This is a genomic window from Gallaecimonas mangrovi (genome assembly GCF_003367375.1).
GTDB lineage: Bacteria > Pseudomonadota > Gammaproteobacteria > Enterobacterales > Gallaecimonadaceae > Gallaecimonas > Gallaecimonas mangrovi.
Window position 1 is genome coordinate 3,863,112 of sequence record NZ_CP031416.1, and the last position, 22,341, is coordinate 3,885,452.

Here is a 22,341-nt window from a genome sequence, read left to right on the forward strand (position 1 = left end):
TTGTGATCTATGTCGCTATTTTTTGAGGGAATGAGATGACTGACCATCTGCAATCCATGTCTTTAACCGTTCCTGCCAGTGGCAGCCTTGAAGCGTACATTCATTCGGTAAACAGCATGTCGATGCTGACTGCCGAGGAAGAACGCGACCTGGCAACTCGCCTTCAGGAAGAAGGTGACCTGCAGGCGGCGAAACAACTAATCATGTCCCATCTGCGCTTTGTGGTGCATGTGGCTCGCAGTTATTCCGGCTATGGTCTGCCGCAGGCTGACCTTATCCAAGAAGGCAACATTGGCCTGATGAAGGCCGTAAAACGCTTCGACCCAAAAGTGGGCGTGCGTTTGGTTTCCTTTGCCGTGCATTGGATCAAAGCCGAAATTCACGAATATGTGCTGAAAAACTGGCGCATTGTGAAAATTGCCACCACCAAAGCACAGCGCAAACTGTTCTTTAACCTGCGTTCCAAGAAAAAACGTCTGGGCTGGTTTAGCCACGACGAAGTGCAAATGGTGGCGCAGGAACTCGGCGTTAGCACTGCAGAAGTTCGGGAAATGGAAGCACGTATGAGCTCCCCCGACCAGGCCTTCGACTTGGCCAGCGATGACGACGACGAAAGCTACGCCCCGGTGCACTATTTGGAAGACAAGTCTTCCGATATCGCCCAGGAAATTGAAGAGCAGCAATGGGAAGCAGCGTCCCACGCCCGTTTGGGCCATGCCTTACAGGCACTGGACGACCGTAGCCGCGATATTCTGCAAAGCCGCTGGCTTGATGATGAAAAAGCCACGCTGCAAGAACTGGCAGACAAATACCAAGTGTCCGCTGAGCGGGTAAGGCAGCTTGAAAAAAGCGCCCTCACCAAGCTCAAGGGCGCCATGGTGAACTAACAAAAAAGCCGGCTTCGCCGGCTTTTTTAATGCGGGTAAAAAGCACCTTTTATAAGGCTTTTTGCCAAAGCCCAGCTGCAGCCGCAGTAAAGCCTTGCGCCACTAAAAAGTCGCCTACCAGGGCCTGGTTTTCTCGCGGGTAATCGCTGGCTACAACCTTCACTTGGCTTAGCCCTAATTCTTTTGCCCGTTCCAGGGCTTTTTGCAGTAAGTATTTACCTACGCCGCGACGGCGCGTTTCCGTGCGCACCGCTAAATTAACAATGCGATCTTCATCAAGACGCAAGGCGGCGATATGGCGGTCATTAAAGGTGGCAATAAACCAGAAGGGGGCTTTGAGGTCGGCAGGAAGGTGGCCATAAAGCTTACCCAGGTCGGTTTCCATTTGCGCCGATACCGGCGGATTATTATGGATAGTCAAACGCATGTGCAGGTCCTTAACCTCGGTTTGCCGCCATTTTACCAGAACTTGCCAACTGCTCCTTGGGCATCAAAGAAGAAACCGGTACCAGTTCAACGTCCTTCATATTTGACAGCGCCTTCGACAAAAACGCCAAGGTAGTGGGGTGTGGATGGGCGATAACCACCACATGGCCTAGCTTATGGGCAATTTCTAACGCCCGTTGCCATTGGTGATTGAGCACGCTGGCACTGTTATCTAAAAAGATGCGTCTGGAAACCGCGGGCACCCCCGCCGCTTGTGCCGCCAGCAGTGCTTGAGACTTGGCCGTGGTGCGTGAATCGACAAAATACAGGCCACGCTTTGACAGCATCGCCATCAGCCAGTCCATGCGTGTTCGGTCTTCGGTGAGTAACGATCCCATGTGATTGTTGACACCTTTGGCCTGAGGAATGGCCTTAAGAGCATCGTTCAGCAGCGCTTCCATTTGCTGGCGGTTCTGTTCAACCGTCATGGTGTCTTTTTCTAAATGCACATGGGTGGAGATAGGCTCCATTGGCATATGCAGCATAATGGGCTGTTTGGCTTCGGCCGCTAGTCGTTCGCCGTAAGGGGTATGGGGTAAGACGCTAAGGGTCACCGCATCAGGCAGCGACAGCGCCTTAATATCACTTTTGTGGTAACCAATATCATCAATGATCAACGCAATTTTCGGTTCGGCAAAGGCCATAAAGGGGACAAGCCCGAACAGCAGGGCAATAAGGCGCACAGTGATCCTTTTACTTATTTAGTGTTGTTGTTGTGTTTTATGGTCAAGGTAAGCAATGGCTTCCCACAACTCGGCGTCGTCAGCCCATTTACCCTCGGCGGCCACTTCCGCCTTACGCGCCAAAGGATACTGGCTTTTTAGTAACGAACGCACCTTGGGGCCGCTCAACACCGTGCCCGCTGCGATATTCGGCTTAATCCCTTTCCCCTGAATAGACACACCACTGGGGGTGAGATAGCGAGCGGTAGTGAGTTTAATGGCTCTATCACCACCGGCAATAGGAATTAAACTTTGCACACTGCCTTTGCCATAACTTTGCTGGCCAAGAATAAGGGCGCGGCCTCGGTCTTTGAGCGCACCGGCAACAATTTCAGCCGCCGAAGCCGAGTCTTTATCCATCAGCACCAATAAAGGAAGCGACTCAAATGGGTCGCCACTTTTGGCAGAAAACACCTGATTTGCATAAGCGGCGCGGCCACGGGTACTGACAATAGGCCCCTTGGTTAAAAAAAGGTCAGCCACATCCACCCCCGAAGCCAAAACACCGCCCGGATCGCCACGCAGATCTAAGATCACGCTTTGGGGATGATGTGCTTCTATCGCCTGCGTGACCTCACTGGGCGTTGAATACTGGAACTGGCTAATACGTAGCCACAGCCGATTTTCGTCCAGCATATAGCTGGTCACCGAATCCACCTTCACCTCGGCTGGCATAATGGCAAAGTGCAGCGGCTTATTATCACGCTCTATCAGAAGCTGTACTTCTTGCTTCGGCTTACCACGTAGGTCATGGGCCAAAGCCGTGAGGGATTTGCCCTTGGTGCTTTGGTTATTAATGGCCAGCACCCAGTCACCCCGTTTAATACCCGCTTTTGCCGCAGGCGATCCCTTAAGGGGAGAGGTCACCACCAGGTGCTGGTCTTTATCAAAGGCCACTTCCAAGCCCAGCCCCGAGTAATGACCATCAGCCATTTCTTCAAGGTCGCGAATGTCATCGGCTTCAAGGTATTTGGAATGGGAGTCAAGGGAAGCCACCAAGGCCTTAAGGGCAATGTCGGTCAGTGCCGTTTTATCAACCGGGTCAACATAAGCTTTGGCCACCTCAGAGAGCGTTTGGCTAAACAAGACATCTGGCGCTAGCCGCTGCTGGCCGGTTTGCCCGGCCAAGGCCAAGGCCCCAGCTGTTAGCAAACCGCCAACCAAGATGCCTCCCAGCAGCCAATAAACCTTTGTTGCCATAGTTGCCTCCCTGGCTTAACGGCACCATTTGGCGGGGTTAACCGCTTTACCTTGATGACGAATTTCAAAATAAAGGCCTGGCTCCTGCTGGCCCCCAGAACGGCCAACCAAAGCGATGCTTTCGCCTTGCTTAACATCGTCGCCCACTTTCTTCAGCAGCGCCTGGTTTTGCCCGTAAAGGCTCATGTAACCATCGGCGTGTTGAATCACCATCAGCAAACCATAGCCGCGCACCCAATTGGCATAGACCACCACCCCGCCGGCAACGGCTTCTACTTTGGCACCTTCACTGGCGCGGATAATGTCGCCGCGCCATTCCACGCCGGCGGCGCGTTTTTCACCAAACAAACGTTCCACCTTGCCTTTAACCGGCCAGGCTAAACGGCCCTGCTGGCCTTTTAGGGTTTGCTTGCCTTTCGATTGGCGGGCTTTGCGCTCGGCTTCGGCAATGGCGTCATTAAGGGCTTTACGGTCGGCGACCATTTGTGCCAATTGGCCAGACTGGCTTTGAATATCGCTACTGAGCTTATTAATGGTGCTTTGGCGCTGACTTTTTTGCTGGTTCAAGCTCGCTTGCTGGCTCTTGGCTTCTTGCTCCAAAGCGTTGAGCTTGGCAATGGCTTGGTCTAAATCGGCTTGTGTGGCTTCTACCTTGGCGCGGGTGGTTTTTAACGCATTGAGCGCGTCCATACGCACACCATTGAATTTTTGGTAGTAGGCCATCATCCGCTCCAAGTCAGACAACGACTGCAGGTTAAGCATCATCTTTAGGTAGTCGTCTTGGCCCATGGCATAAGCGGCCCGCAGCTGTTTTACCAACAAGGCTTGTTGCTGCTGCGACTGCTTTTTAAGGTCGTCTAATTGCAGCTGTAACTGCTGGCGCTTTTGGGTTTGCTCTGCCTGTTGCTGGTCTATCTGATTCAGCCGCGCACTGAGTTTACCAATCTGGGTATCAATGCCTTTCAAGGTTTGGCGCAGCGTGCTGCGTTTGGCCTTTTGCGCTTCTATAGCCTGGCGGGTTTTGGCAATTTCCTTTTCAACGGCTTTTAACTTGTTTTCGGTATCGGCGCCGAAACAACTAAAGGCGGCCACCAGGGCCGCCATCATCACCAACAGAGCAACTAAGCGCTTGATCATTCAATAATAAACAACGGTTTACCGGTCATCTCGGCGGGAACATCCATGCCCATTAAGGTCAGCATGGTAGGGGCAATATCTGACAGCACACCACCTTCAACTGCGCGGGCGGCACGGCCATAGTAAATCAGTGGCACCGGATCAGAGGTGTGAGCGGTATGGGGCTGGCCTGATTCAGGGTCAGCCATTTGCTCGGCGTTACCGTGGTCGGCGGTAATGAGGCATTCGCCGCCCACTTTCTCAAGCGCTCCAACCACACGGCCAATGCAATGGTCAACGGCTTCACAGGCCTTAACAGCGGCGTCAAAAATGCCGGTATGGCCGACCATATCGCCATTAGGGTAGTTACAGATAATGACATCAAAGTCGCCAGACTCGATGGCGCCAACCAGTTTGTCGGTCAGCTCAAGGGAGTTCATTTCTGGCTGCAGATCGTACGTTGCCACCTTCGGCGAAGGAATAAGGATGCGTTCTTCACCCGGGAAGGTTTGCTCAACGCCGCCATTAAAGAAAAAGGTAACGTGGGCGTATTTCTCGGTTTCAGAAATGCGCAGCTGGGTTTTGTCGTGCTTGGCCAGCCATTCCCCCAAGGTATTGTGCAGTGACTCCGGCGGATAGGCACAAGACGCTTTAATGTCGGCGGCATACTGGGTCAGCATCACAAAGTCGCTAACAGCAGGAACGCTGCTACGGCTAAAGCCGTCAAAATCGGGGTTAACAAAGGCGCGCGTAATTTGCCGCGCCCGGTCGGCACGGAAATTCATAAAGATAATGGCGTCACCGTCTTCCACCGCCACCGGCGCGCCAATGTGGCTGGCTTTCACGAACTCGTCGGTTTCACCGCGCTCGTAGGCGGCGTCCAATGCCGCTACGGCATCGTCATAGCTAAACTCGGCTTTGCCTTGGGTGATAAGGTCATAGGCGGCTTGCACCCGGTCCCAGCGGTTGTCGCGGTCCATGGCAAAGTAGCGGCCAATCAGGCTAACCAAGCGGCCTTTACCCAAGGCAGCCGCTTTGGCATTAACACGTTCAATAGAGGCTTTGGCGCTTTTCGGTGGGGTGTCGCGGCCATCCAAAAAGGCATGCACATAAATGTGCTCGGCGCCCTCTTTAGCGGCCAACTCCATCATTGCCAAGATATGGTCTTCATGACTGTGCACGCCACCGGGCGACAACAGCCCCATGATGTGTACCGCCTTACCCTTGCCAGCCGCTTTTTTCACGGCGGCGCGCAGCACTGGGTTTTGGAAAAAGAGGCCTTCTTTGATTTCTTTACCGATGCGGGTGAGCTCTTGGTAAACCACCCGGCCTGCGCCTAGGTTGACATGGCCTACTTCGGAGTTACCCATTTGGCCGTCGGGCAAGCCAACATCTAAACCGGAGCCAGAAATAAGCGAATGCGGCTTTTCGGCCCAAAGCGCGTCTAAGTTGGGGGTGTTTGCAGCAAGAACGGCATTGTTTTCTGGGTTTTCACGGTAACCCCAGCCATCCATGATGATTAATACAAGCGGTTTCTTAGCCATGACATTACCCACATCAAAGAGTGATCTATCGAAACCTTGGTAGTTTAAACATAAAGACTGCTCACAAACCAGCGGGGGGGACTGGCTTTGCAAGGTTGCCAAGGTATACTCAAGGCCCTCGAAATCTGAGGAAAGGCATTCATGAATTTGTCAGACGTACTGACTTTCGCACAACACAACCCCATGCCCAGCATCATATGGGTGGTGGTTCTGGCTTTGTTGATCATCTCTGTGGTGCAGGGAATGATTTCAGGTGTGAAAAAAATCAAACCACAACAAGCGGTTTTTCTGATTAATCAGGACGACAGCGTGGTTGTGGACATTCGCTCTCAGGCCGACTTCAAAAAAGGCCATATCGCCAATGCACTTAACTTGGCGAAAGACGAATTGCTAAAAGGTGAAGCCACACGCCTTGAAAAACATAAAGATGCCCCCATCATCGTGGTATGCGACATGGGCCACAGCGCACAACAAGTTGCCAAACAACTTAAAAAAGGCGGCTTTAAATCTGTCTTTGTATTGAGCGGTGGCATTCAGGGGTGGCGAGACGCCGGCATGCCGGTGAAAGGTTAAGGAGTAACATGGCTGACATCATCATTTACACCAAAACAGGCTGCCCCTACTGTGTTCGGGCCAAGGCTTTGTTGACCGAAAAACAACAAACCTTCAATGAGATCTGCAACGACAACGCTGCCGAGCGCCGCGCAAAGATGCTGGAATTAACCCAAGGTGCCAGCTTCACCGTCCCCCAGATATTCATCAATGGTCAGCTCATTGGCGGTTGCACAGAACTGGAAGCGTTGAACGCAACCGGTCAACTTGATGCCTTGCTAAACGCCTGAGCAGACAACTTATAACGACAAATACACAACCAAGACAGGTTTACCATCATGGCTGAAGAAATTAACAACGCAGAGCAACAGGCTCCTCAGTTCCAGATCCAACGGGTCTACACCAAGGACATTTCCTTCGAAACGCCCAATGCCCCCGCTATTTTCCAAAAAGAATGGCAGCCGGAAATAAAACTGGACCTGGACACTCGTTCTGACAAACTCGCTGACGACGTCTACGAAGTGGTACTGGTATTGACCGTAACCACCACCGTTGGCGACGAAACCGCCTTCCTGTGCGAAGTGCAGCAAGCCGGTATCTTCAGCATCGGTAACATGCCTGACGCGCAAATGGCCCATACCCTGGGCGCCTTCGCGCCGAACATTTTGTTCCCTTATGCCCGTGAAGCGGTATCAAACCTGGTTAACCGCGGTACCTTCCCGCCGCTGAACCTGGCACCGGTTAACTTCGACGCCCTGTTCGCTCAATATGTTCAGCAACGCGCCAGTGAAGCTGCCAACGGCGAGGCCCAGGCCTGAAAGCCTGAGATAACTGCATGACAGCCGAACAACCGGCCATCTGCGTATTAGGGGCGGGCTCTTATGGCACCGCCCTTGCCATTTCATTGGCACGCAATGGTAATCGCACCCTGCTTTGGGGCCATAACCCGGCACACTTGGCCGATTTAGCGCGCGACCGCCAAAATCGCCGCTACCTCGACGGCATTCCCTTTCCAGACAGCCTAGAAATGGAACCCGACCTTGCCAAGGCCGTTGCCAGCTGCCGCGATATTCTGGTGGTAGTCCCTTCACATGCTTTTGACGACGTTCTTCAGCAGATGAAGCCTTACCTGCTTGCCGATGCGCGCGTTGCCTGGGCCACCAAAGGGCTGGAGCCTGACACTGGCCGCTTGCTGCAAGACGCAGCGCGGCAAGTATTAGGTGAGCAAATTCCGCTGGCTGTGGTCTCCGGCCCTACCTTTGCCAAAGAATTGGCCGCCGGCCTGCCGACAGCGATTTCCATCTCCAGTACCGACCAAGCCTTTATGGACCGCCTGGCGGACCTGCTGCACTGCGAAAAGCGGCTGCGTACCTACGCTAACCCTGACTTTGTTGGAGTGCAGTTAGGTGGCGCCGTGAAAAACGTGATTGCCATTGGTGCCGGCATGGCCGACGGTCTTGGCTTTGGTGCCAACGCCCGCACTGCTCTTATCACCCGCGGCTTGGTGGAATTGTCCCGGTTAGGAGCCGCCTTAGGTGCCGACCCTGCGACCTTTATGGGCATGTCGGGCCTTGGCGACTTGGTGCTGACCTGTACCGATAACCAATCACGCAACCGCCGCTTTGGTTTGGCCTTAGGCCAAGGCAAAAGTGCCAAGCAAGCGATGGACGATATTGGCCAGGTGGTGGAAGGGTATCGCAACGCCAAGGAAGTGTTCGCGCTGTCACGCCGGTTAGGGGTAGAAATGCCCATTACCGAGCAGATTTACGCCGTGCTCTATGAAGGGCGCGATCCGAAAGAAGCCGCTAAAAACCTCTTGGCTCGGGAACGTAAATCAGAATATTAGGCGACTGATACGCCCATTAATAACGGCCGCTGATGCGGCCGTTATTGTTTATTTAGCTCTTTGCAGAGCGGATGGTATGGTCAGCTATTACTGACCAGTCCTTGTTGCCATTGCCATTCTCCACCGCAGCCTGCATCTGTTGACGTACGGCGCTAAGCATAGGTAGTTGGCTATCCAGTTCATCCGCTGCAGCCTGCGCTAAACGCAGATCTTTGAGTCCCAGAGACGCTTTAAAACCCGGTTGATATCTGTTGTTACTGATGTTTTCTGAATATAACTGATATGAGCGACTGCCAAAAAGGGTGTTTAAGATCAGCTCAAAAAAGCGGTCACGGGCTAAGCCATTGGCTTCAGTCAACACCACCGCCTCGGCCATAGCCTCAATAGCCATGGTGATCATCATATTGCAGGCAATCTTAGCCGCATGTGCCATAGGCGGCTCTTCCCCCATTGGCCAAATCCGCTTGCTGATCGCCGCCAGCGCAGGGGTTATCTTTTTAGTCGTCGCGGGTAAACCAGCAACTAACACATTTAGCTCGCCTTTAGCAGCCACATCTGGTCGCCCTAGTACAGGCGCTGCCACATAATGAATACCAGCGGCACGATGCAATGCCACCAACTCGCGGGACAAAGCCACAGATATAGTTGAAGACACTACATGCACCACTCCTTGGCGAGCCTTTTTAAACACATCACCGCTCAGTAATACCTGACGAATAGCGTCATCATCAGACAACAGTGTTAGCACCATCTCAGCCTGCATGGCCTCTACCGGTGTCTCTAACAGAGTGACGCCCTCAACAGGGCTGTTCGAACGATTCCAGGCAGACACCCGGTGCCCAACTTTTACTAGGTTGGCGGCAATAGCCCGCCCCATGGCCCCTAAACCAATAATTGCAATGTCCATCGTTTCGACTTCCTCTTTCAACGAGGCAGAACGCCGCTTTGACGACGCAGCCCGTCCATATCAGTAGCCTTCTCTGGCCGAAATAAGACCACAATGGTAACCAGCCTCACCTTTTTCAACAGCGCTCTTGGTTACTAGCGTTGCTTAGTAACCAAGAGCATCACTGGCGCAAGTGCAGCATCGGGGTTCTTTTCGTAGGTCAAACCGTGACCATTACCGTGCACGCCCACGTTGGGCAAATGCATCACCTCAGCTGAAGCGCCAGCGGCATTTAAAAATGCTGCTGTTAGTGGGCTAGCAGCAGCAAAATGCAGGTTTAAAGGGCCAATAAAGGGGTATTAATGCCCGTCGAGAAAACGGGTAACGGCCTTGTTTAAAGCAACAGGGCATTCCTCTGGTAGCCAATGGCCACACCCATCCAGCACTTTGCCTGTTACATGCTCGGCATAATGACTGACAACTTTTGCTTCATAGGCCCCCATACCGCCGTTACCACCACCGCCAATGGCAAGCATCGGTACTTCGATTTTTTGCTTGGCTAACTGCTGGTTATCCTTCACGTCTTCATTCAAAACCCGGTAGTACTCAAAGGCAGCATGCAAGCTGTGCGGCTTGGCATAAGATTTACCGTAGAGGTCGAGTAAGGCCGGGGTAAATACAGCCTTATTGGTGGCATGCACCTTGATAAAGTGACTAAAAAAGAAGCGTTCTTTACCGGTCACCAAGGTTTCAGCCAGGTTGTCATCCGCCGCGAAGAAGCTGAAGTGCCATACCAAAGACTCGCCCTTTGGCGTGAAGGCGGGAAACTTGTAGATACTGGGATCGGGGATTGGCGCTTCCATATAAATGGCGCTTCGAATGGCTTTTTGATGTTTCACCAGCATTGGGTAGGTATTCCAAATGCCGATATCGTGGGCGACCAAGTCGAACTTCTGGCCACCACTAAAATGCTGCGCCAGCTGGTACAACAACTTCGCCACATCAATGGCCCGGTATGATGGTGGCACCGCCGACTGACCAAGACCAGGTAAATCGACTGCCACAACAGTGTGGTGCTTGGCCAACAACGGCATTAATTGGTGCCACTCATACCAGGTTTGGCCAAAACCATGCACTAAATAAACCAATGGACCGCTACCGCCTTTGACGTAATGCAGACGTACACCATCTACGGTTTGATAGGCGCTGGTAAAACCCGTGGGAGTGGGAAATTCATCGGCGGCCAATACCCAAGTACTGGCTAACAATGCCAAAGTACAGAAAGCGTTGCGAACAATACGATGTAACATATAGAAACCTATTAGTAGTTGATAAAAAAGGGAAATCAAACGGAATGCGGGTGGCGGGAACCGGCTTTAAAGCCCGTAGTGCGCGCCATCCAGGCGATAACGAAACCCGCCGTCAGTACCACCACTAATACCGGTGCAAAAGAGGATGCCCCCCAGGTATCAAGCAGCACACCGCCCAGTAATCCGCCTCCGGCAATAGCACCGTTCCAAGCGACAACGTTCATCGACAGCGCGACATCAGCGCCACTACCTGCGTTGTCGGCTAAAGCCGTTTGCAAAAGTGTTGCCGCACCACCGAAGGTCAGCCCCCATAGCGCGACACCGATATAAATGACCACAGGTACTGTTGCTAGCCAGCAAAAAGCCAATGAAACCAAGGTGAACACTGCCAAGCAGGCCATCACAGTAGCCCTTAGATGTTGGTCCACCAGGTGGCCAACAATACCGATGGCAACCAGTGCTGCGACACCGAAGACAAACAACACGGTATCTACTTGATCGGCCAGACCTGCCTGAGCAATAAAAGGGGATACATAGGTATAAAGAAGGTTGTGAGCAAGCATCCACAACATCACCACTGCCAGCACTGACCGCACACCAGGGGTCCGTAAAACACGCCCAAATGGGATTCCCTCACCCCGTGCTTGACCGGGGTAATCTGGCACCTTGGCCAGCACCCATCCAATCAGTATCAACGTCAGTGCCGACATCGCGATAAAGGACATGCGCCAACCAATTTGTGCACCAAACCAAGTGCCAATGGGGACACCAAGCGACAACGCAATAGGTGTACCCACCATTGCCACTGCCATAGCCTTACCTTGCAGGGGAGCTGGCACTAAACGCCGCGCATACCCTGCCAGTAAGCTCCAAGCCAACCCCGCTGCCATTCCAGCAAAAAATCGAGCAATGAGGGTCAACCAATACTGAGTAGACAAGGCGGTAACGGAGTTGAAGACCAAAAAGCCAACAATGGTGAACAACAGTACAGTACGCCGCCGCCAGCTTTGGGTGGCAATACTCAAGGGAATGGCAGTTAACAGCGATCCCAGTGCATAGGCTGAAACAAATTGACCCGCCAGAGAGCTGGAGATCCCAAGCCCTGCAGCCATTTGTGGCAACAAGCCCGCCGGTAAAGTCTCAGTAATAATGCAAATAAAGCCGGTCATGGCCAAAGCTAACAGCGCCATCATCGGCAAACGCATGCTTTGGGATTCGGCAGTGGTAGTGCTCAGGTTTTCCAAATTCAATTCCTTAGGCTGATATCAAACACTTGCTGATGCTTTTTACTTATCTTATTTATTTACCAATCGATATATATGTAAAGCGCAGCCAACTCTGGGCTAATACCCAAAACGCCAGTCACCAACACAACTCACGAAAGGCGAGAAGATATGTAACGATCAATACATTAATAAGATGGCCGCAGCATTGTCAACCATTTATATATCGATTAGTATAAATATTAATTAGTGATGACCGTTCGGAGAGGCAACATGGCTGCGATGGGCCGCCCGCGTACCTTTGACCGCGATAAGGCAATTGAGCAAGCAATGCATATATTCTGGCAAAATGGCTATGAATCAACCTCGTTAGGCCAGTTAAAGGCAGGGATAGGCAAAGGCATATCAGCACCCAGTTTTTATGCTGCCTTTGGCTCAAAAGAGGCGCTTTTTCAAGAATGTGTTCAGCTTTATTTGGACACTTATGCACAGGCCACTGCAGTGCTGTGGAACAGCAGCCTGCCACCTCGTGATGCTATTGAACAGGCGCTGCGCAGTTCGGCCAAAATGCAATGCGAAGAAGGTCATCCGCGTGGTTGTATGGTAGCCCTTGGCGTAATGAGCGCTCCGTCTAAGGCTCACGCCTCAGTCACGGCCGCATTAACCCGTTCCCGCACGCACACCCGCTCTGGATTTAGCGAATGCGTGCAAAGAGGCATTAACAGCGGCGAGCTGCACCCAACAACCAATGTAAAGGCGCTCACCACAGTTTTTGATTCGTTTCTGTTAGGGCTTTCAACCCTGGCACGTGACGGCGTTGACTACGCGGTGATGGACCAATCTATTTCACAAATACTTTTAGCCTGGGACGCCGCAAAGACTAGCTAGCCAACAGATTAACTGCAGGCTGTTCGCAGAAGGTGCGCATTAACTTCGGGATCACCCAAGCCCTGGGTAATCCAGTTGCCGCAGCGCCTCATAGCTAATAATGGCAACCGCGTTGGAAAGGTTAAGGGAGCGCGAATTGGGCTGCATAGGAATACGAATGCGCTGCTCAGCAGGCAGGCTTTCGATAACGTCCATCGGCAAGCCGCGGGTTTCAGGGCCAAACAGCAATATATCGCCCGCTTGGTATTGTGGCAGGTGAAAACTGCGGCTGCCCTTGGTAGTGCAGGCGTATACCGTTGCCTCTGGCAGTGCCGCCAAACAAGCCGCTAGGCTGTCGTGCTGGCGCACTTCAGCAAACTCGTTGTAATCAAGGCCCGCCCGGCGTAGCCGTTTATCGTCAAACACAAACCCTAATGGCTTTATTAGGTGTAGTTTGCAGCCGTTGTTGGCACACAAGCGGATGATATTGCCGGTGTTGGGCGGGATCTCGGGTTGAAATAGAACAATATTCAGCATATTTACGCTTCTTTACCGGGGCCTAACGCCCCTTTGCATTGCGCGGGGTAATCTTAAGGCGAAGTCAATCATAGGAGACACCCCATGAAAAGCATTTTTCGCACTTTGACTGTCGCCTCCGCCATGGTGCTGTCTGCCCATGCGATGGCGGCTGACAACAGCCAGTCTGACCAAAAAGACCAAAAGCCGCCGATGATGCAACGCGGCCCGGGTGGTCCTGGCCCGCATATGCACGGCCCCATGATGGGCCCTGGCCCAATGATGCCCTTCCCAATGCTGTTAAAAGGCCCCATGGCCAAAGAGCTGGGCCTTAGCGAAGCACAAACCGGCAAAATTAAGGCACTGCTCGACGCTGACCATAAACAGCACGAAGCTGAAATGAAGGCCAAACAAGCTGAATTTAAAGCACTGATGGATGCGCCGAAATTCGACGAAGCCAAAGCAAAAGCGCTGCTGGCTGACCGTAAAGATATGGGTCTTGACCGCTTGCGCCTGGCGCACGATGTAATGCAGGTGCTAACTCCGGCCCAGCGCGATAAACTGGCTAAAATGCGTGACCACCACCCAGAGCGTGGCCACATGAAAAAGCCACCTCGCCCGGGAAAAGATGACTGATCAGTACGCCACCCTCGTAAAAAAGGCGACATTGGCTTCCACCTTTGTCGCCACCCTGTTAATTATCAGCAAGCTGCTGGCCTGGATAATGACCGGCTCTGCCAGCATGCTTGCGTCATTAACCGACTCGCTGATGGACGTGTCTGCGTCCCTTATCAACCTGTTTGCGGTGCGTTATGCCCTGCAACCTGCCGATGACGAGCATCGTTTTGGCCACGGTAAAGCGGAATCTTTGGCCGGTATTGCCCAGTCGGGTTTTATCGCCGGTTCAGCCATCCTGCTGCTGTTTAACGCCGCCGACAGGCTGATGAACCCAATGCCGCTGACCCAAACCTACGTGGGTATTGGTGTTACGCTGCTGGCACTGCTGCTGACCATTATCCTGATTAGCTACCAAGCTTATGTGGTTAAAAAAACCGGCTCGCAAGCGGTCAAGGCCGATGCACTGCATTATCGTTCCGACTTGCTGCTAAACGTAGGGGTGCTGATAGCCCTGGTTGCCAGCGGTTTTGGCCTGTTTTGGGCCGACGGCGCCCTAGCTCTGGTGATTGGGGTATATATCTTGGTTTCGGCTGGCAGCATCGCCGTTGAGTCGGCCAATACCCTGATGGATAAAGAACTGCCGGAAGACGAAAAGCAGCGCATTAAAGAAATTGTCCATGGCCACGACCAGGTATTGGGGTTTCACGAATTTCGCACCCGCCAAGCCGGGCCAACCAAATTTATTCAAATGCACTTGGAATTGCCTGACGATATGTCGTTAAGAGCGGCGCATCAGGTAGCAGATGAAGTGGAAAAGGCCCTGGAAGACGCCTTCCCTGGCGCCGATGTGATTATTCACCAAGATCCGCTTTCAGCGTCCCCGCCCTCGTCATACCTTAAGCCGGTAGCTGCAAAGCAAAACACAAGCCCCCCAGCTCAGAGCGACTAACCGTTAGGCTTCCTCCCAGTGCTTTGGCGGCTGCTTGGGCAATAGCAAGCCCCAAACCGGTTTTACCTTGGTGGCCCCGCGCGGGGTCACCCCGGTAAAAGGGTTCAAACAATTTATCGAGCATCTCAACTGGCACACCCGGGCCGTCATCTTCAACCATCAGCAACCAACCGTTCTTTGCCGCCTTTAGCTGCACATCGACACGGTTGGCATATCGGCAAGCATTAGAGAGCAGGTTATCCAATACCCGTTGCAAAAGCCGCGGCTTAAAAGCGATATCGGCGTGTTCTGGGGCATCGAAGTTAATGGTTTTGTCGCTCATTTGAAAACGCCAGTCTTGCACCGACGAATTCACCTGCTCGACCAAGTCGGCCTCTTCGTTTTCTTCCTGATTAAGCGCCGCTTCCAACCGTGACAGTGTCAGCACTTGGTCAATCAAGTGTTCTAAGGTGTCGCATTCCTTTTCAATACGCGGCACGTATTTACTGTCTTTATGCTGCTCACCCATCAACGCGGCAGCCAGCTTTAGCCTTGTTAGTGGTGAACGTAACTCATGGGATACATCCGCCAATAAGCGCTTTTGCGACGCCAGCAGATTTTCGAGCTTTTCGGCCATGGTGTTAAAGTCGCGGCCCAATTTACCCAGCTCACCACCGGCAGGTTTTACCCGCACCGACAAGTCGCCGTCACCAAAGCGAGCGGCAGCCTTAGACAACTTGCGGATAGGGCTAGCAAGCCAGGCCGCCAGGCCTAAGCTCAGCAGTAACACCACCACCAACGACAGTGTCAGGCGCATCCAGGCTGGCCCTTGCCAGAACCTTTCCCATGGACCCATTGGCCGCGGCGGCATCATCCACACCGCGAGCACCGGGCCATCCAGCGTTTGAATTTCAAAGGGGCCTATGGCGCGCATTTCCCCTTGTTCCAACACTTCTACGCCTTTATCAGACGCCACTAGCTCAGGAATACGCCAATGTTTGGGCCGGCGCTGCTGCAAGGGCTGCAGACTGCGCGGTTCAAACAGCACCAAAAAACGGCCCACTTTACTGTGTTCAAGGGTATCAAGGGGAAGGTGGGCAAAGTGGCGCAGCCGGTCACGCAAGTCGCCCAGTTCTTCCAGTTCAGGGGGGAAAGGCTGGCGCAGTTCTTCGCTGCCACGCAGGTGATGACTCAACTGCAGGTTGGCCACCAGCATTAAGGTCAGTACCAACCAAAACCACAGGAAAAGACGGCCGGCAAATCCCGTCAGCCAGTCCAACCCAAAGCGCTTCATGCTTGCTCCGTGATCAACTGATAACCCACGCCCCGCAAGGTGCGAATAACCTGGGCCGGGTCAACTTCTGTCATCTTTTTACGGATATGAGAAACATGAATATCGATGTGCCGGTCGAAGGGTTGCAAGTGACGGCCAAAAGCATGCTGACAAATGTCTTCCTTGCTGACCACTTCACCACAACGCTCAAAAAGCACGGCTAAAACCCGAAATTCGGCAGCGGTTAAATCCAGCAACTGGCCGTGGTAACGCGCTTCTAAGCGTTCAGGTTGTAAATCAAGGGCACCCACAGCCTGATTAACCGGCGCCAGCCGCCGTAAAATGGCCTGAATACGCGCCACTAATTCGCGATGGGAAAAGGGCTTGGCGACATAGTCGTCGGCGCCAAGTTCAAGGCCGAGCACCCGGTCTACTTCATCACCACGGGCGGTGAGCATTAAAACCGGTACCTGACTTTTTTGCCGGATGCCTTTGAGCACCCCAAAACCGTCAAGGCCCGGCAGCATCACGTCCAGCAACACCAAGTCGGGCGCGCCGTCGATAGCTTTCGCCAGGCCATCAGGCCCGGTATGGGCCGTATCCAGCTCAAAACCGTGGCTGCTCAGGTAGTCACCGAGCAGCTCACACAGGCTGGTATCATCATCGATAATAAGGATTTTGGTCATAGCTGCATCCTAACTAAGTCCTTATTTTAACCAACCGTTTTTACCCTTCTTTGCACTGACTGCAACACACTATTAGTAACACGTCAGTATCCCCTCAACTAAACCTTTACCCGCGCTAAGAATCTGGCCCAGACAGTTTACGGGTTAGGGTGTTACGGCCCCAGCCAAGGCGCTTAGCCGCATCCTGTTTATGGCCGTTGGAGCGGCGCAGCGCCACCTCAATTAACGCTTCTTCGAGCATTTGCTGTGCCTGCGCCGCCACCCCTTGGCTGCCCGCCATCATCAGTTGGTCGGCCCACACTTTGAGTTCTTCCACCCAGTCTTGGGAGGCTTCTTTAAGCTCTAAGTTCTCGGGTAAGTCACTGGGCAGTATTTCCTGGCCCGCCGCCATAACCGTTAAGTAACGACAGGTATTTTCAAGCTGTCTGACATTGCCCGGCCAAGGTAGCTTGGTCAGCAATTTAACGGTCTCAGGGTGCAGCCGTCGCTCGGGGGTATGCAACTCGGCAGCAATGCGGTTTAGAAAGTATTCGGCCAGCTTCGGGATGTCCTCACGGCGCTCTGCCAGGGGCGGCAATTGAATGCGAATAACGTTTAGGCGGTGAAAAAGATCTTCGCGAAAACGCCCTTCTTTAACCCCTTTTTCCAAGTCTTGGTGGGTGGCGGCGATGATCCGTACATCCACGTTCACCGCCACAGCGCCACCGACACGGTAGAACTGACCTTCTTGCAACACCCTGAGCAAACGGGTTTGTGCGGGCAACGGCATGTCGCCAATTTCATCCAAAAATAAGGTGCCACCATCGGCTTGCTCAAAACGCCCTTCGCGGCGCCCGGCGGCGCCGGTAAAAGAACCCTTTTCGTGGCCAAACAACTCTGACTCGATTAAATCGGCGGGAATGGCAGCCATATTGATGGCCACAAAAGGGCCTTTGCCGCGCGGACTGTGGCGGTGCAGGGCACGGGCCACCAATTCCTTACCGGTACCGCTTTGGCCGTTAATGAGCACCGACACCGAGGAACGCGACAAGCGCCCCACGGCACGAAACACCGCCTGCATGGCGGGAGCTTCACCAATCAGCTCTGTGACCTGGCCTTGTTGGCTGGGCGTAGGCTCCGGTTCGGGCTTATCTTTTACCGCGCGTTTAAGTAGCGCCACCACTTCGTCTAAATCAAACGGTTTGGGCAGGTATTCAAAAGCGCCAGTTTGATAAGCACTGACGGCGGTATCCAAATCAGAATGCGCGGTCATGATGATGACTGGCAGCTCAGGGTGACTATCGCGCAGGGCTTGCGTTAACGCCAACCCGTCCATACCGGGCATCCGTACATCGGTCAGCAGTACATCAGGGCGTGTGTTGACCAACGCCTCCAGCATGCTTTTGGCATCAACAAAAGTCGTGACTTCCATCTTCTGCTGGCTCAGGGCACGTTCTAGTACCCAGCGAATGGCTGCATCATCATCCAGCACCCAGGCTTTCATGCGATATCCTCCATTGGCAGATAGAGAGAAAAAATGGTGCGCCCGGGCTGGCTATCCAGCTCAATACGGCCGCCATGTAAGGCCACCAATGACTGGGCTATTGCCAGCCCCATACCAGAGCCGTCGGCCCGGCCGGTAACCAAAGGATAAAAAAGCGTATCTTTAAGTTTGTCAGGTACGCCGGGGCCGTTATCTTCGACATCAATGCGCGCCACCATGCGGTGGCGATTGCCTTGTAAGGTGATGCCAGAAGCCACCCGCGAGCGCAAAATCACCTGGCCATCGCGGCCCAACGCCTGCACTGCATTTTGCAAAATATTCAGCACCGCTTGTTCTATTTGCGCACCATCTAGCGCCATATCCGGTAATGATGGGTCGTAATCTCTTAGCAATTTAATGTTGTCAGTAATTTGCAGCCCAACCAAGGTGCGCACCCGCTCCAACACCTGATGGATATTAATCACCTTGCGCTGCGGCCCCGCTTTGGGGCCAAGCAGTCGGTCGACCAGCTCAGTCAAGCGGTCGACCTGCGCCATAATAAGGTCAGTGTATTCCCGCTGACTGGCGGTTAGCTCCAGCGACAACAGCTGAGCGGCGCCTCTTAGCCCGCCAAGGGGGTTTTTAATTTCATGGGCCAGGCCGCGCAGGATCTCTTGGCTGGCTTGTTGCTGAACCTGATGAAAGGCATCTTGGGAAATACGCTTTAACTGGTCGATAGGCGTAAGCTCTATCACCAAATGCCGGGGCTTGCCTTCCATGACGGTAACGGCCAGCTCAACATGTACCTGCCCCAAATTACAGTCCGCATCAATAAACCCCTGGCCGGTTTTGCGCGTTTCGATAAAACGCTCAATACCGCGATAATCGCCCATCAACGCCGCCAACGGCTGCCCCAAGCTTTTCGCCCTGGAAACGCTCAGCAGTGACTCGGCGGCCGTATTGAGATAGGTCACCAAGAGTTGGTCATCAACGACCACAACACCGGTCAGTAGATTGTCGAGAACTTGCTGTTTTTCCAAGGACTTCCTCCAATTGCACCAATTTGGTGCAATTGGAGGAAGTGTAAATAAAATCCCGCTGACTGGCTACTGCCGCGTGCCAACTCTGTGACCTGAGAGCAATATGACAGGTGACAGAGTGTTACTTGAGCCTTGTTACATTGCTGATAACGTAAACGAGTCAATCTGATTCAAAGGACTTTTAATCGATGAAAGCCCCGTTACTGATAGCGCTTACGCTGGCCTCGACTTCGGCCGTGGCTGAGCAGGAGGCCACGAGATCCGTTGGCATTGGCGTTATTGAATCGCCCTCGCCTTATGTTGGCGTGGATAAGCAAAGTTTGGTGATACCGGTGCTGGGCTATGAGGGAAAGCATTTCTACCTGCGTGGTCCGTCTGCAGGCTATTACCTTGTCAAAAACAAGGCCTTCTCACTGGCTGCCGGACTGCAATTGGGGCCTTCTCGCTTAGACCCTGATAAGTCCGACGACAACCGCATGAAACAGCTTGATGACCGCCGCTACAGCATCTTGGGCGGCTTACGGGCAACAATACGTACGCCATTGGGTGGTTTTGAGGGCGTTGTGGCTACCGATGTCTCTGGCCGCCATGACGGCCAATATGCGGAGTTCAACTATAAGTACCCCATTATTCGCACTGACAGCTTTCGCTTAGTTCCGGGCATTGGTGTTGCTTACTATTCCAGTAAGTATGCCGATTACTATTACGGTGTGAGCGCAGATGAAAGCCGAAAAAGTGGCTTTGATGAGTACCACCCCGGTTCCTCCACCAACACTTTTGTGAATGTCGGCTTTAACTGGACACTGAACAAAAGTTGGATGCTGCTGGGTAGTGCACGCTACACCTGGCTTGATAGCAGCCTGTCGGACAGCCCGATCGTTAACCAGGACTACAGCACCTCAGCCTATTTAGGGGTTGTTTACCGCTTCTAGTTACGACGCGTGGGACTAAAAATGCTGGCCCTGTGCATGTAAATGGTATGGGGCTGGCTTTGGGCAACAATTTTATTATCTCGACCAATCAGCTGCACCATGATGCTGTGCTCGCCTCTATCCACGTCTTTGACTTCAAAACGGCTTATCACCCTTGCCGGACCAAAGGGTTTACCGTCGATAAAAAGCTGTAACCGTTGCCCTGGCTGCATGTCGGGCTGCACCTGCACCGAAATGGTTAACAGGCCATCATTGTCACGCAGTGTTTCTTCATGGGCTGGCGTCAGAATATTAACCTGCCAGGCTGGGGCTGCTTGTGGCTTCGGTGTCGCTTTAAGAATACTGGTATCAACCGCCGGCATGGTGTATTGCTGGGTTGGCGCCACTACCGTTTCTTTTGCCCCTTTATGGGGCTGGTCAGAATAATGCACCACGCCCTTTTCATCGGTCCAGGTATACACCTTGCTCGGTTCTGCAGCCGTTGTCATAAAGGTAGTAACCAACAGTAACAGCAATGCCTTATTCATCGGCTTTGTCTCTTGCCAAAGGGAAGGTAAACCCCGAACTGCCTGGGCTATCTAAGGGTAGTGCACCGCGTAAAGATTGTTGCAGCGCTAGATGTACTGGCAATAAAAAAGCCCACCAAAGTGGTGGGCTCCAACACGCAAAGCAGCAAACTTACGGTGTTGTTAAACGCTGTAGTAGAGTTCGAATTCCACTGGGTGAGTGGTCATCGCAATACGCTTAGCTTCAGCCGCTTTCAACTCGATGTAGGCATCGATAGTTTCGTCGGTGAATACGCCGCCACGAGTCAAGAACTCACGGTCACTGTCCAGGGCAGCCAAGGCTTCTTCCAGGCTTTCCGCAACAGTTGGGATCTCTGCCGCTTCTTCTGGTGGCAAGTCGTACAAGTCTTTATCCATGGAATCGCCAGGATGGATCTTGTTCTGAATGCCGTCCAGGCCTGCCATCATCAGGGCGGTGAAACCCAGGTAAGGGTTGGCAGTCGGATCAGGGAAACGTACTTCAATACGACGCGCTTTCGGGCTAGAAACGTAAGGAATACGGATAGAGGCGGAACGGTTACGGGCAGAGTAAGCCAGCATTACCGGGGCTTCGAAGCCGGGCACCAAACGCTTGTAAGAGTTGGTGGACGCGTTAGTAAAGGCGTTGATGGCCTTAGCGTGCTTGATGATACCACCGATGTAGTACAGAGCTTCTTCAGACAGACCGCCGTATTTGTCACCGGCGAAGATGTTTTTACCATCTTTGCTCAAGGACTGGTGGCAGTGCATACCGGAACCGTTATCCCCCACCAGCGGCTTAGGCATAAAGGTCGCTGACTTGCCGTAGGCATGGGCAACGTTATGGATAACGTATTTGTAGATTTGGATCTCGTCAGCTTTGGCAGTCAGGGTGTTGAAGCGGGTAGCCACTTCGTTCTGACCGGCAGTAGCCACTTCGTGGTGGTGAGCTTCAACCACCAGACCCATTTCTTCCATCACCATACACATGGCGGCACGGATGTCGTTGGCTGAATCAACAGGGGCAACCGGGAAGTAACCACCTTTAACCATAGGACGGTGACCTTTGTTACCGCCTTCATATTCACGGCCGGAGTTCCAAGCCGCTTCTTCAGAATCCAGTTTGTAGAATGCGCCAGACATGTCGGCACCGAAACGGACGTCGTCGAACATGAAGAATTCAGGCTCGGGACCAAACAGTACGGTATCGGCAATGCCGGTAGATTTCAGATAGGCTTCGGCGCGCTTGGCAATGGAACGCGGGTCACGATCGTAACCTTGCATGGTGGCAGGTTCGAGGATGTCGCAACGCAGGTTCATGGTCACTTCTTCAGAGAAGGGATCCAGTACTGCGGTAGACAGATCCGGTTTGAGGATCATGTCGGACTCGTTAATCGCTTTCCAGCCAGCAATGGAAGAGCCGTCAAACATTTTGCCTTCTTCCAGGAAATCGGCGTCCACTTGGTGATGCGGAATGGCTACGTGCTGTTCCTTGCCTTTGGTGTCAGTAAAACGCAAGTCGACAAATTTGACTTCGTGTTCTTTGATTAAGTCGAGGATTTTCTCAACGGACATTCGAATTAGCCTCCGATTTAAGGTAGTTGTCGCCTGGCTGGGGCGTCGCTGGCTACAGTTATTTCAAATCCCACGCCAACTTCACAAGAGCTTGTTTTAAATGACTAAACATCCCTGCTCTCACCAGGTACCAGACGGTACTTGCACC

Annotated in this window: 24 protein-coding genes; 9 read left to right on the top strand and 15 right to left on the bottom strand. The window is 53.0% G+C overall.

Features of this window, described 5'->3' with window-relative positions; all coding sequences use genetic code 11:
- Window positions 1–35: 35 nt before the first annotated feature.
- Entirely contained in the window at window positions 36–887 is an 852-nt protein-coding gene (gene rpoH / locus DW350_RS18390; protein WP_115720334.1) for an RNA polymerase sigma factor RpoH, read from the top strand.
- Between the two features lie 49 nt (window positions 888–936).
- Here rpoH and DW350_RS18395 read toward each other — a convergent pair whose 3' ends face one another.
- From DW350_RS18395 to gpmM, 5 genes are read right to left on the bottom strand one after another with little or no spacing between them, the layout of a single operon-like run.
- Window positions 937–1,314, bottom strand: a complete 378-nt coding sequence (locus DW350_RS18395) for an acetyl-CoA sensor PanZ family protein (protein WP_115720335.1) — start codon at window positions 1,312–1,314, stop codon at window positions 937–939.
- A gap of 10 nt (window positions 1,315–1,324) precedes the next feature.
- Complete coding sequence (locus tag DW350_RS18400) at window positions 1,325–2,056, bottom strand: divergent polysaccharide deacetylase family protein (protein ID WP_115720336.1); 732 nt, start codon at window positions 2,054–2,056, stop codon at window positions 1,325–1,327.
- Window positions 2,057–2,074: 18 nt separating this feature from the next.
- The gene (locus DW350_RS18405; protein ID WP_115720337.1) at window positions 2,075–3,295 is read right to left on the bottom strand and encodes a S41 family peptidase; all 1,221 of its coding nucleotides are present in this window, start codon (window positions 3,293–3,295) and stop codon (window positions 2,075–2,077) included.
- Between the two features lie 15 nt (window positions 3,296–3,310).
- Window positions 3,311–4,432, bottom strand: coding sequence for a murein hydrolase activator EnvC family protein (locus DW350_RS18410; RefSeq protein WP_115720338.1), 1,122 nt, complete (start codon window positions 4,430–4,432; stop codon window positions 3,311–3,313).
- Window positions 4,429–5,955, bottom strand: coding sequence for a 2,3-bisphosphoglycerate-independent phosphoglycerate mutase (gene gpmM / locus DW350_RS18415; RefSeq protein WP_115720692.1), 1,527 nt, complete (start codon window positions 5,953–5,955; stop codon window positions 4,429–4,431). The genes DW350_RS18410 and gpmM overlap by 4 nt, the downstream gene beginning before the upstream one ends.
- 141 nt (window positions 5,956–6,096) lie before the next feature.
- Here gpmM and DW350_RS18420 point away from each other — a divergent pair, with 141 nt between their 5' ends.
- The 4 genes from DW350_RS18420 to gpsA are packed head-to-tail and all read left to right on the top strand — an operon-like array spanning window position 6,097 to window position 8,353.
- Window positions 6,097–6,528 (top strand): rhodanese-like domain-containing protein, encoded by a 432-nt coding sequence (locus DW350_RS18420; RefSeq protein WP_115720339.1) that lies wholly within the window; start codon window positions 6,097–6,099, stop codon window positions 6,526–6,528.
- A gap of 8 nt (window positions 6,529–6,536) precedes the next feature.
- Window positions 6,537–6,797 carry a glutaredoxin 3 gene (gene grxC, locus DW350_RS18425; RefSeq protein WP_115720340.1) on the top strand — a complete coding sequence of 87 codons (261 nt, stop codon included), beginning with the start codon at window positions 6,537–6,539 and terminating at the stop codon, window positions 6,795–6,797.
- 48 nt (window positions 6,798–6,845) lie between these two features.
- A complete protein-coding gene (secB, locus tag DW350_RS18430) occupies window positions 6,846–7,325 on the top strand; it encodes a protein-export chaperone SecB (RefSeq protein WP_115720341.1) in 480 nt (159 codons plus the stop codon).
- Between the two features lie 17 nt (window positions 7,326–7,342).
- A complete protein-coding gene (gpsA, locus tag DW350_RS18435) occupies window positions 7,343–8,353 on the top strand; it encodes an NAD(P)H-dependent glycerol-3-phosphate dehydrogenase (protein WP_115720342.1) in 1,011 nt (336 codons plus the stop codon).
- 52 nt (window positions 8,354–8,405) lie between these two features.
- On the opposite strand, the gene DW350_RS18440 is transcribed toward gpsA, so the two are convergent.
- The 3 genes from DW350_RS18440 to DW350_RS18455 form a co-directional block, all read right to left on the bottom strand.
- The gene (locus tag DW350_RS18440) at window positions 8,406–9,281 is read right to left on the bottom strand and encodes an NAD(P)-dependent oxidoreductase (RefSeq protein WP_226911359.1); all 876 of its coding nucleotides are present in this window, start codon (window positions 9,279–9,281) and stop codon (window positions 8,406–8,408) included.
- 317 nt (window positions 9,282–9,598) lie between these two features.
- A complete protein-coding gene (locus tag DW350_RS18450) occupies window positions 9,599–10,549 on the bottom strand; it encodes an alpha/beta fold hydrolase (protein WP_115720344.1) in 951 nt (316 codons plus the stop codon).
- Window positions 10,550–10,584: 35 nt separating this feature from the next.
- Window positions 10,585–11,754: an MFS transporter gene (locus DW350_RS18455; protein WP_115720693.1), complete on the bottom strand. Its 1,170-nt coding sequence runs from the start codon at window positions 11,752–11,754 to the stop codon at window positions 10,585–10,587.
- A gap of 291 nt (window positions 11,755–12,045) precedes the next feature.
- On the opposite strand from DW350_RS18455, the gene DW350_RS18460 reads away from it, so the two are divergent.
- Window positions 12,046–12,660: a TetR/AcrR family transcriptional regulator gene (locus DW350_RS18460; RefSeq protein ID WP_115720345.1), complete on the top strand. Its 615-nt coding sequence runs from the start codon at window positions 12,046–12,048 to the stop codon at window positions 12,658–12,660.
- A gap of 51 nt (window positions 12,661–12,711) precedes the next feature.
- On the opposite strand, the gene trmL is transcribed toward DW350_RS18460, so the two are convergent.
- A complete protein-coding gene (trmL, locus tag DW350_RS18465) occupies window positions 12,712–13,176 on the bottom strand; it encodes a tRNA (uridine(34)/cytosine(34)/5-carboxymethylaminomethyluridine(34)-2'-O)-methyltransferase TrmL (RefSeq protein ID WP_115720346.1) in 465 nt (154 codons plus the stop codon).
- Window positions 13,177–13,260: 84 nt separating this feature from the next.
- Between trmL and DW350_RS18470 the strand changes: the two genes are divergently transcribed.
- Both DW350_RS18470 and fieF read left to right on the top strand, forming a co-directional pair.
- Window positions 13,261–13,791, top strand: a complete 531-nt coding sequence (locus tag DW350_RS18470; protein WP_115720347.1) for a Spy/CpxP family protein refolding chaperone — start codon at window positions 13,261–13,263, stop codon at window positions 13,789–13,791.
- Window positions 13,784–14,722, top strand: a complete 939-nt coding sequence (fieF, locus tag DW350_RS18475) for a cation efflux pump FieF (RefSeq protein ID WP_115720348.1) — start codon at window positions 13,784–13,786, stop codon at window positions 14,720–14,722. The genes DW350_RS18470 and fieF overlap by 8 nt, the downstream gene beginning before the upstream one ends.
- Here the strand turns inward: fieF and DW350_RS18480 are convergent.
- The 4 genes from DW350_RS18480 to glnL all read right to left on the bottom strand — a co-directional run bounded on the left by DW350_RS18480 (window position 14,670) and on the right by glnL (window position 19,162).
- Window positions 14,670–15,995: a sensor histidine kinase gene (locus DW350_RS18480; protein ID WP_115720349.1), complete on the bottom strand. Its 1,326-nt coding sequence runs from the start codon at window positions 15,993–15,995 to the stop codon at window positions 14,670–14,672. The two genes, fieF and DW350_RS18480, sit on opposite strands and share 53 nt — an antisense overlap.
- Entirely contained in the window at window positions 15,992–16,660 is a 669-nt protein-coding gene (locus DW350_RS18485; RefSeq protein ID WP_115720350.1) for a response regulator transcription factor, read from the bottom strand. Before DW350_RS18485 ends, DW350_RS18480 begins: the two co-directional genes overlap by 4 nt.
- A 115-nt stretch (window positions 16,661–16,775) precedes the next feature.
- On the bottom strand, window positions 16,776–18,143 hold the full coding sequence (gene glnG, locus DW350_RS18490; protein WP_115720351.1) for a nitrogen regulation protein NR(I): 1,368 nt from the start codon (window positions 18,141–18,143) through the stop codon (window positions 16,776–16,778).
- Window positions 18,140–19,162 (bottom strand): nitrogen regulation protein NR(II), encoded by a 1,023-nt coding sequence (gene glnL / locus DW350_RS18495; RefSeq protein WP_115720352.1) that lies wholly within the window; start codon window positions 19,160–19,162, stop codon window positions 18,140–18,142. The genes glnG and glnL overlap by 4 nt, the downstream gene beginning before the upstream one ends.
- A 188-nt stretch (window positions 19,163–19,350) precedes the next feature.
- Between glnL and DW350_RS18500 the strand changes: the two genes are divergently transcribed.
- Window positions 19,351–20,094 carry a MipA/OmpV family protein gene (locus tag DW350_RS18500; RefSeq protein WP_115720353.1) on the top strand — a complete coding sequence of 248 codons (744 nt, stop codon included), beginning with the start codon at window positions 19,351–19,353 and terminating at the stop codon, window positions 20,092–20,094.
- Here DW350_RS18500 and DW350_RS18505 read toward each other — a convergent pair.
- Both DW350_RS18505 and glnA read right to left on the bottom strand, forming a co-directional pair.
- A complete protein-coding gene (locus DW350_RS18505) occupies window positions 20,091–20,621 on the bottom strand; it encodes a DUF4124 domain-containing protein (protein ID WP_115720354.1) in 531 nt (176 codons plus the stop codon). The two genes, DW350_RS18500 and DW350_RS18505, sit on opposite strands and share 4 nt — an antisense overlap.
- 162 nt (window positions 20,622–20,783) lie before the next feature.
- The gene (gene glnA / locus DW350_RS18510) at window positions 20,784–22,193 is read right to left on the bottom strand and encodes a glutamate--ammonia ligase (RefSeq protein WP_115720355.1); all 1,410 of its coding nucleotides are present in this window, start codon (window positions 22,191–22,193) and stop codon (window positions 20,784–20,786) included.
- Window positions 22,194–22,341 lie beyond the last annotated feature (148 nt).

Coding starts and splice junctions, on each gene's coding strand:
- rpoH (WP_115720334.1), top strand. CDS start 36: ATGACTGACCATCTGCAATCCATGTCTTTAACCGTTCCTGCCAGTGGC.
- DW350_RS18395 (WP_115720335.1), bottom strand. CDS start 1,314: ATGCGTTTGACTATCCATAATAATCCGCCGGTATCGGCGCAAATGGAA.
- DW350_RS18405 (WP_115720337.1), bottom strand. CDS start 3,295: ATGGCAACAAAGGTTTATTGGCTGCTGGGAGGCATCTTGGTTGGCGGT.
- DW350_RS18410 (WP_115720338.1), bottom strand. CDS start 4,432: ATGATCAAGCGCTTAGTTGCTCTGTTGGTGATGATGGCGGCCCTGGTG.
- gpmM (WP_115720692.1), bottom strand. CDS start 5,955: ATGGCTAAGAAACCGCTTGTATTAATCATCATGGATGGCTGGGGTTAC.
- DW350_RS18420 (WP_115720339.1), top strand. CDS start 6,097: ATGAATTTGTCAGACGTACTGACTTTCGCACAACACAACCCCATGCCC.
- grxC (WP_115720340.1), top strand. CDS start 6,537: ATGGCTGACATCATCATTTACACCAAAACAGGCTGCCCCTACTGTGTT.
- secB (WP_115720341.1), top strand. CDS start 6,846: ATGGCTGAAGAAATTAACAACGCAGAGCAACAGGCTCCTCAGTTCCAG.
- gpsA (WP_115720342.1), top strand. CDS start 7,343: ATGACAGCCGAACAACCGGCCATCTGCGTATTAGGGGCGGGCTCTTAT.
- DW350_RS18450 (WP_115720344.1), bottom strand. CDS start 10,549: ATGTTACATCGTATTGTTCGCAACGCTTTCTGTACTTTGGCATTGTTA.
- DW350_RS18455 (WP_115720693.1), bottom strand. CDS start 11,754: ATGCGTTTGCCGATGATGGCGCTGTTAGCTTTGGCCATGACCGGCTTT.
- DW350_RS18460 (WP_115720345.1), top strand. CDS start 12,046: ATGGCTGCGATGGGCCGCCCGCGTACCTTTGACCGCGATAAGGCAATT.
- trmL (WP_115720346.1), bottom strand. CDS start 13,176: ATGCTGAATATTGTTCTATTTCAACCCGAGATCCCGCCCAACACCGGC.
- DW350_RS18470 (WP_115720347.1), top strand. CDS start 13,261: ATGAAAAGCATTTTTCGCACTTTGACTGTCGCCTCCGCCATGGTGCTG.
- fieF (WP_115720348.1), top strand. CDS start 13,784: ATGACTGATCAGTACGCCACCCTCGTAAAAAAGGCGACATTGGCTTCC.
- DW350_RS18480 (WP_115720349.1), bottom strand. CDS start 15,995: ATGAAGCGCTTTGGGTTGGACTGGCTGACGGGATTTGCCGGCCGTCTT.
- DW350_RS18485 (WP_115720350.1), bottom strand. CDS start 16,660: ATGACCAAAATCCTTATTATCGATGATGATACCAGCCTGTGTGAGCTG.
- glnG (WP_115720351.1), bottom strand. CDS start 18,143: ATGAAAGCCTGGGTGCTGGATGATGATGCAGCCATTCGCTGGGTACTA.
- DW350_RS18500 (WP_115720353.1), top strand. CDS start 19,351: ATGAAAGCCCCGTTACTGATAGCGCTTACGCTGGCCTCGACTTCGGCC.
- DW350_RS18505 (WP_115720354.1), bottom strand. CDS start 20,621: ATGAATAAGGCATTGCTGTTACTGTTGGTTACTACCTTTATGACAACG.
- glnA (WP_115720355.1), bottom strand. CDS start 22,193: ATGTCCGTTGAGAAAATCCTCGACTTAATCAAAGAACACGAAGTCAAA.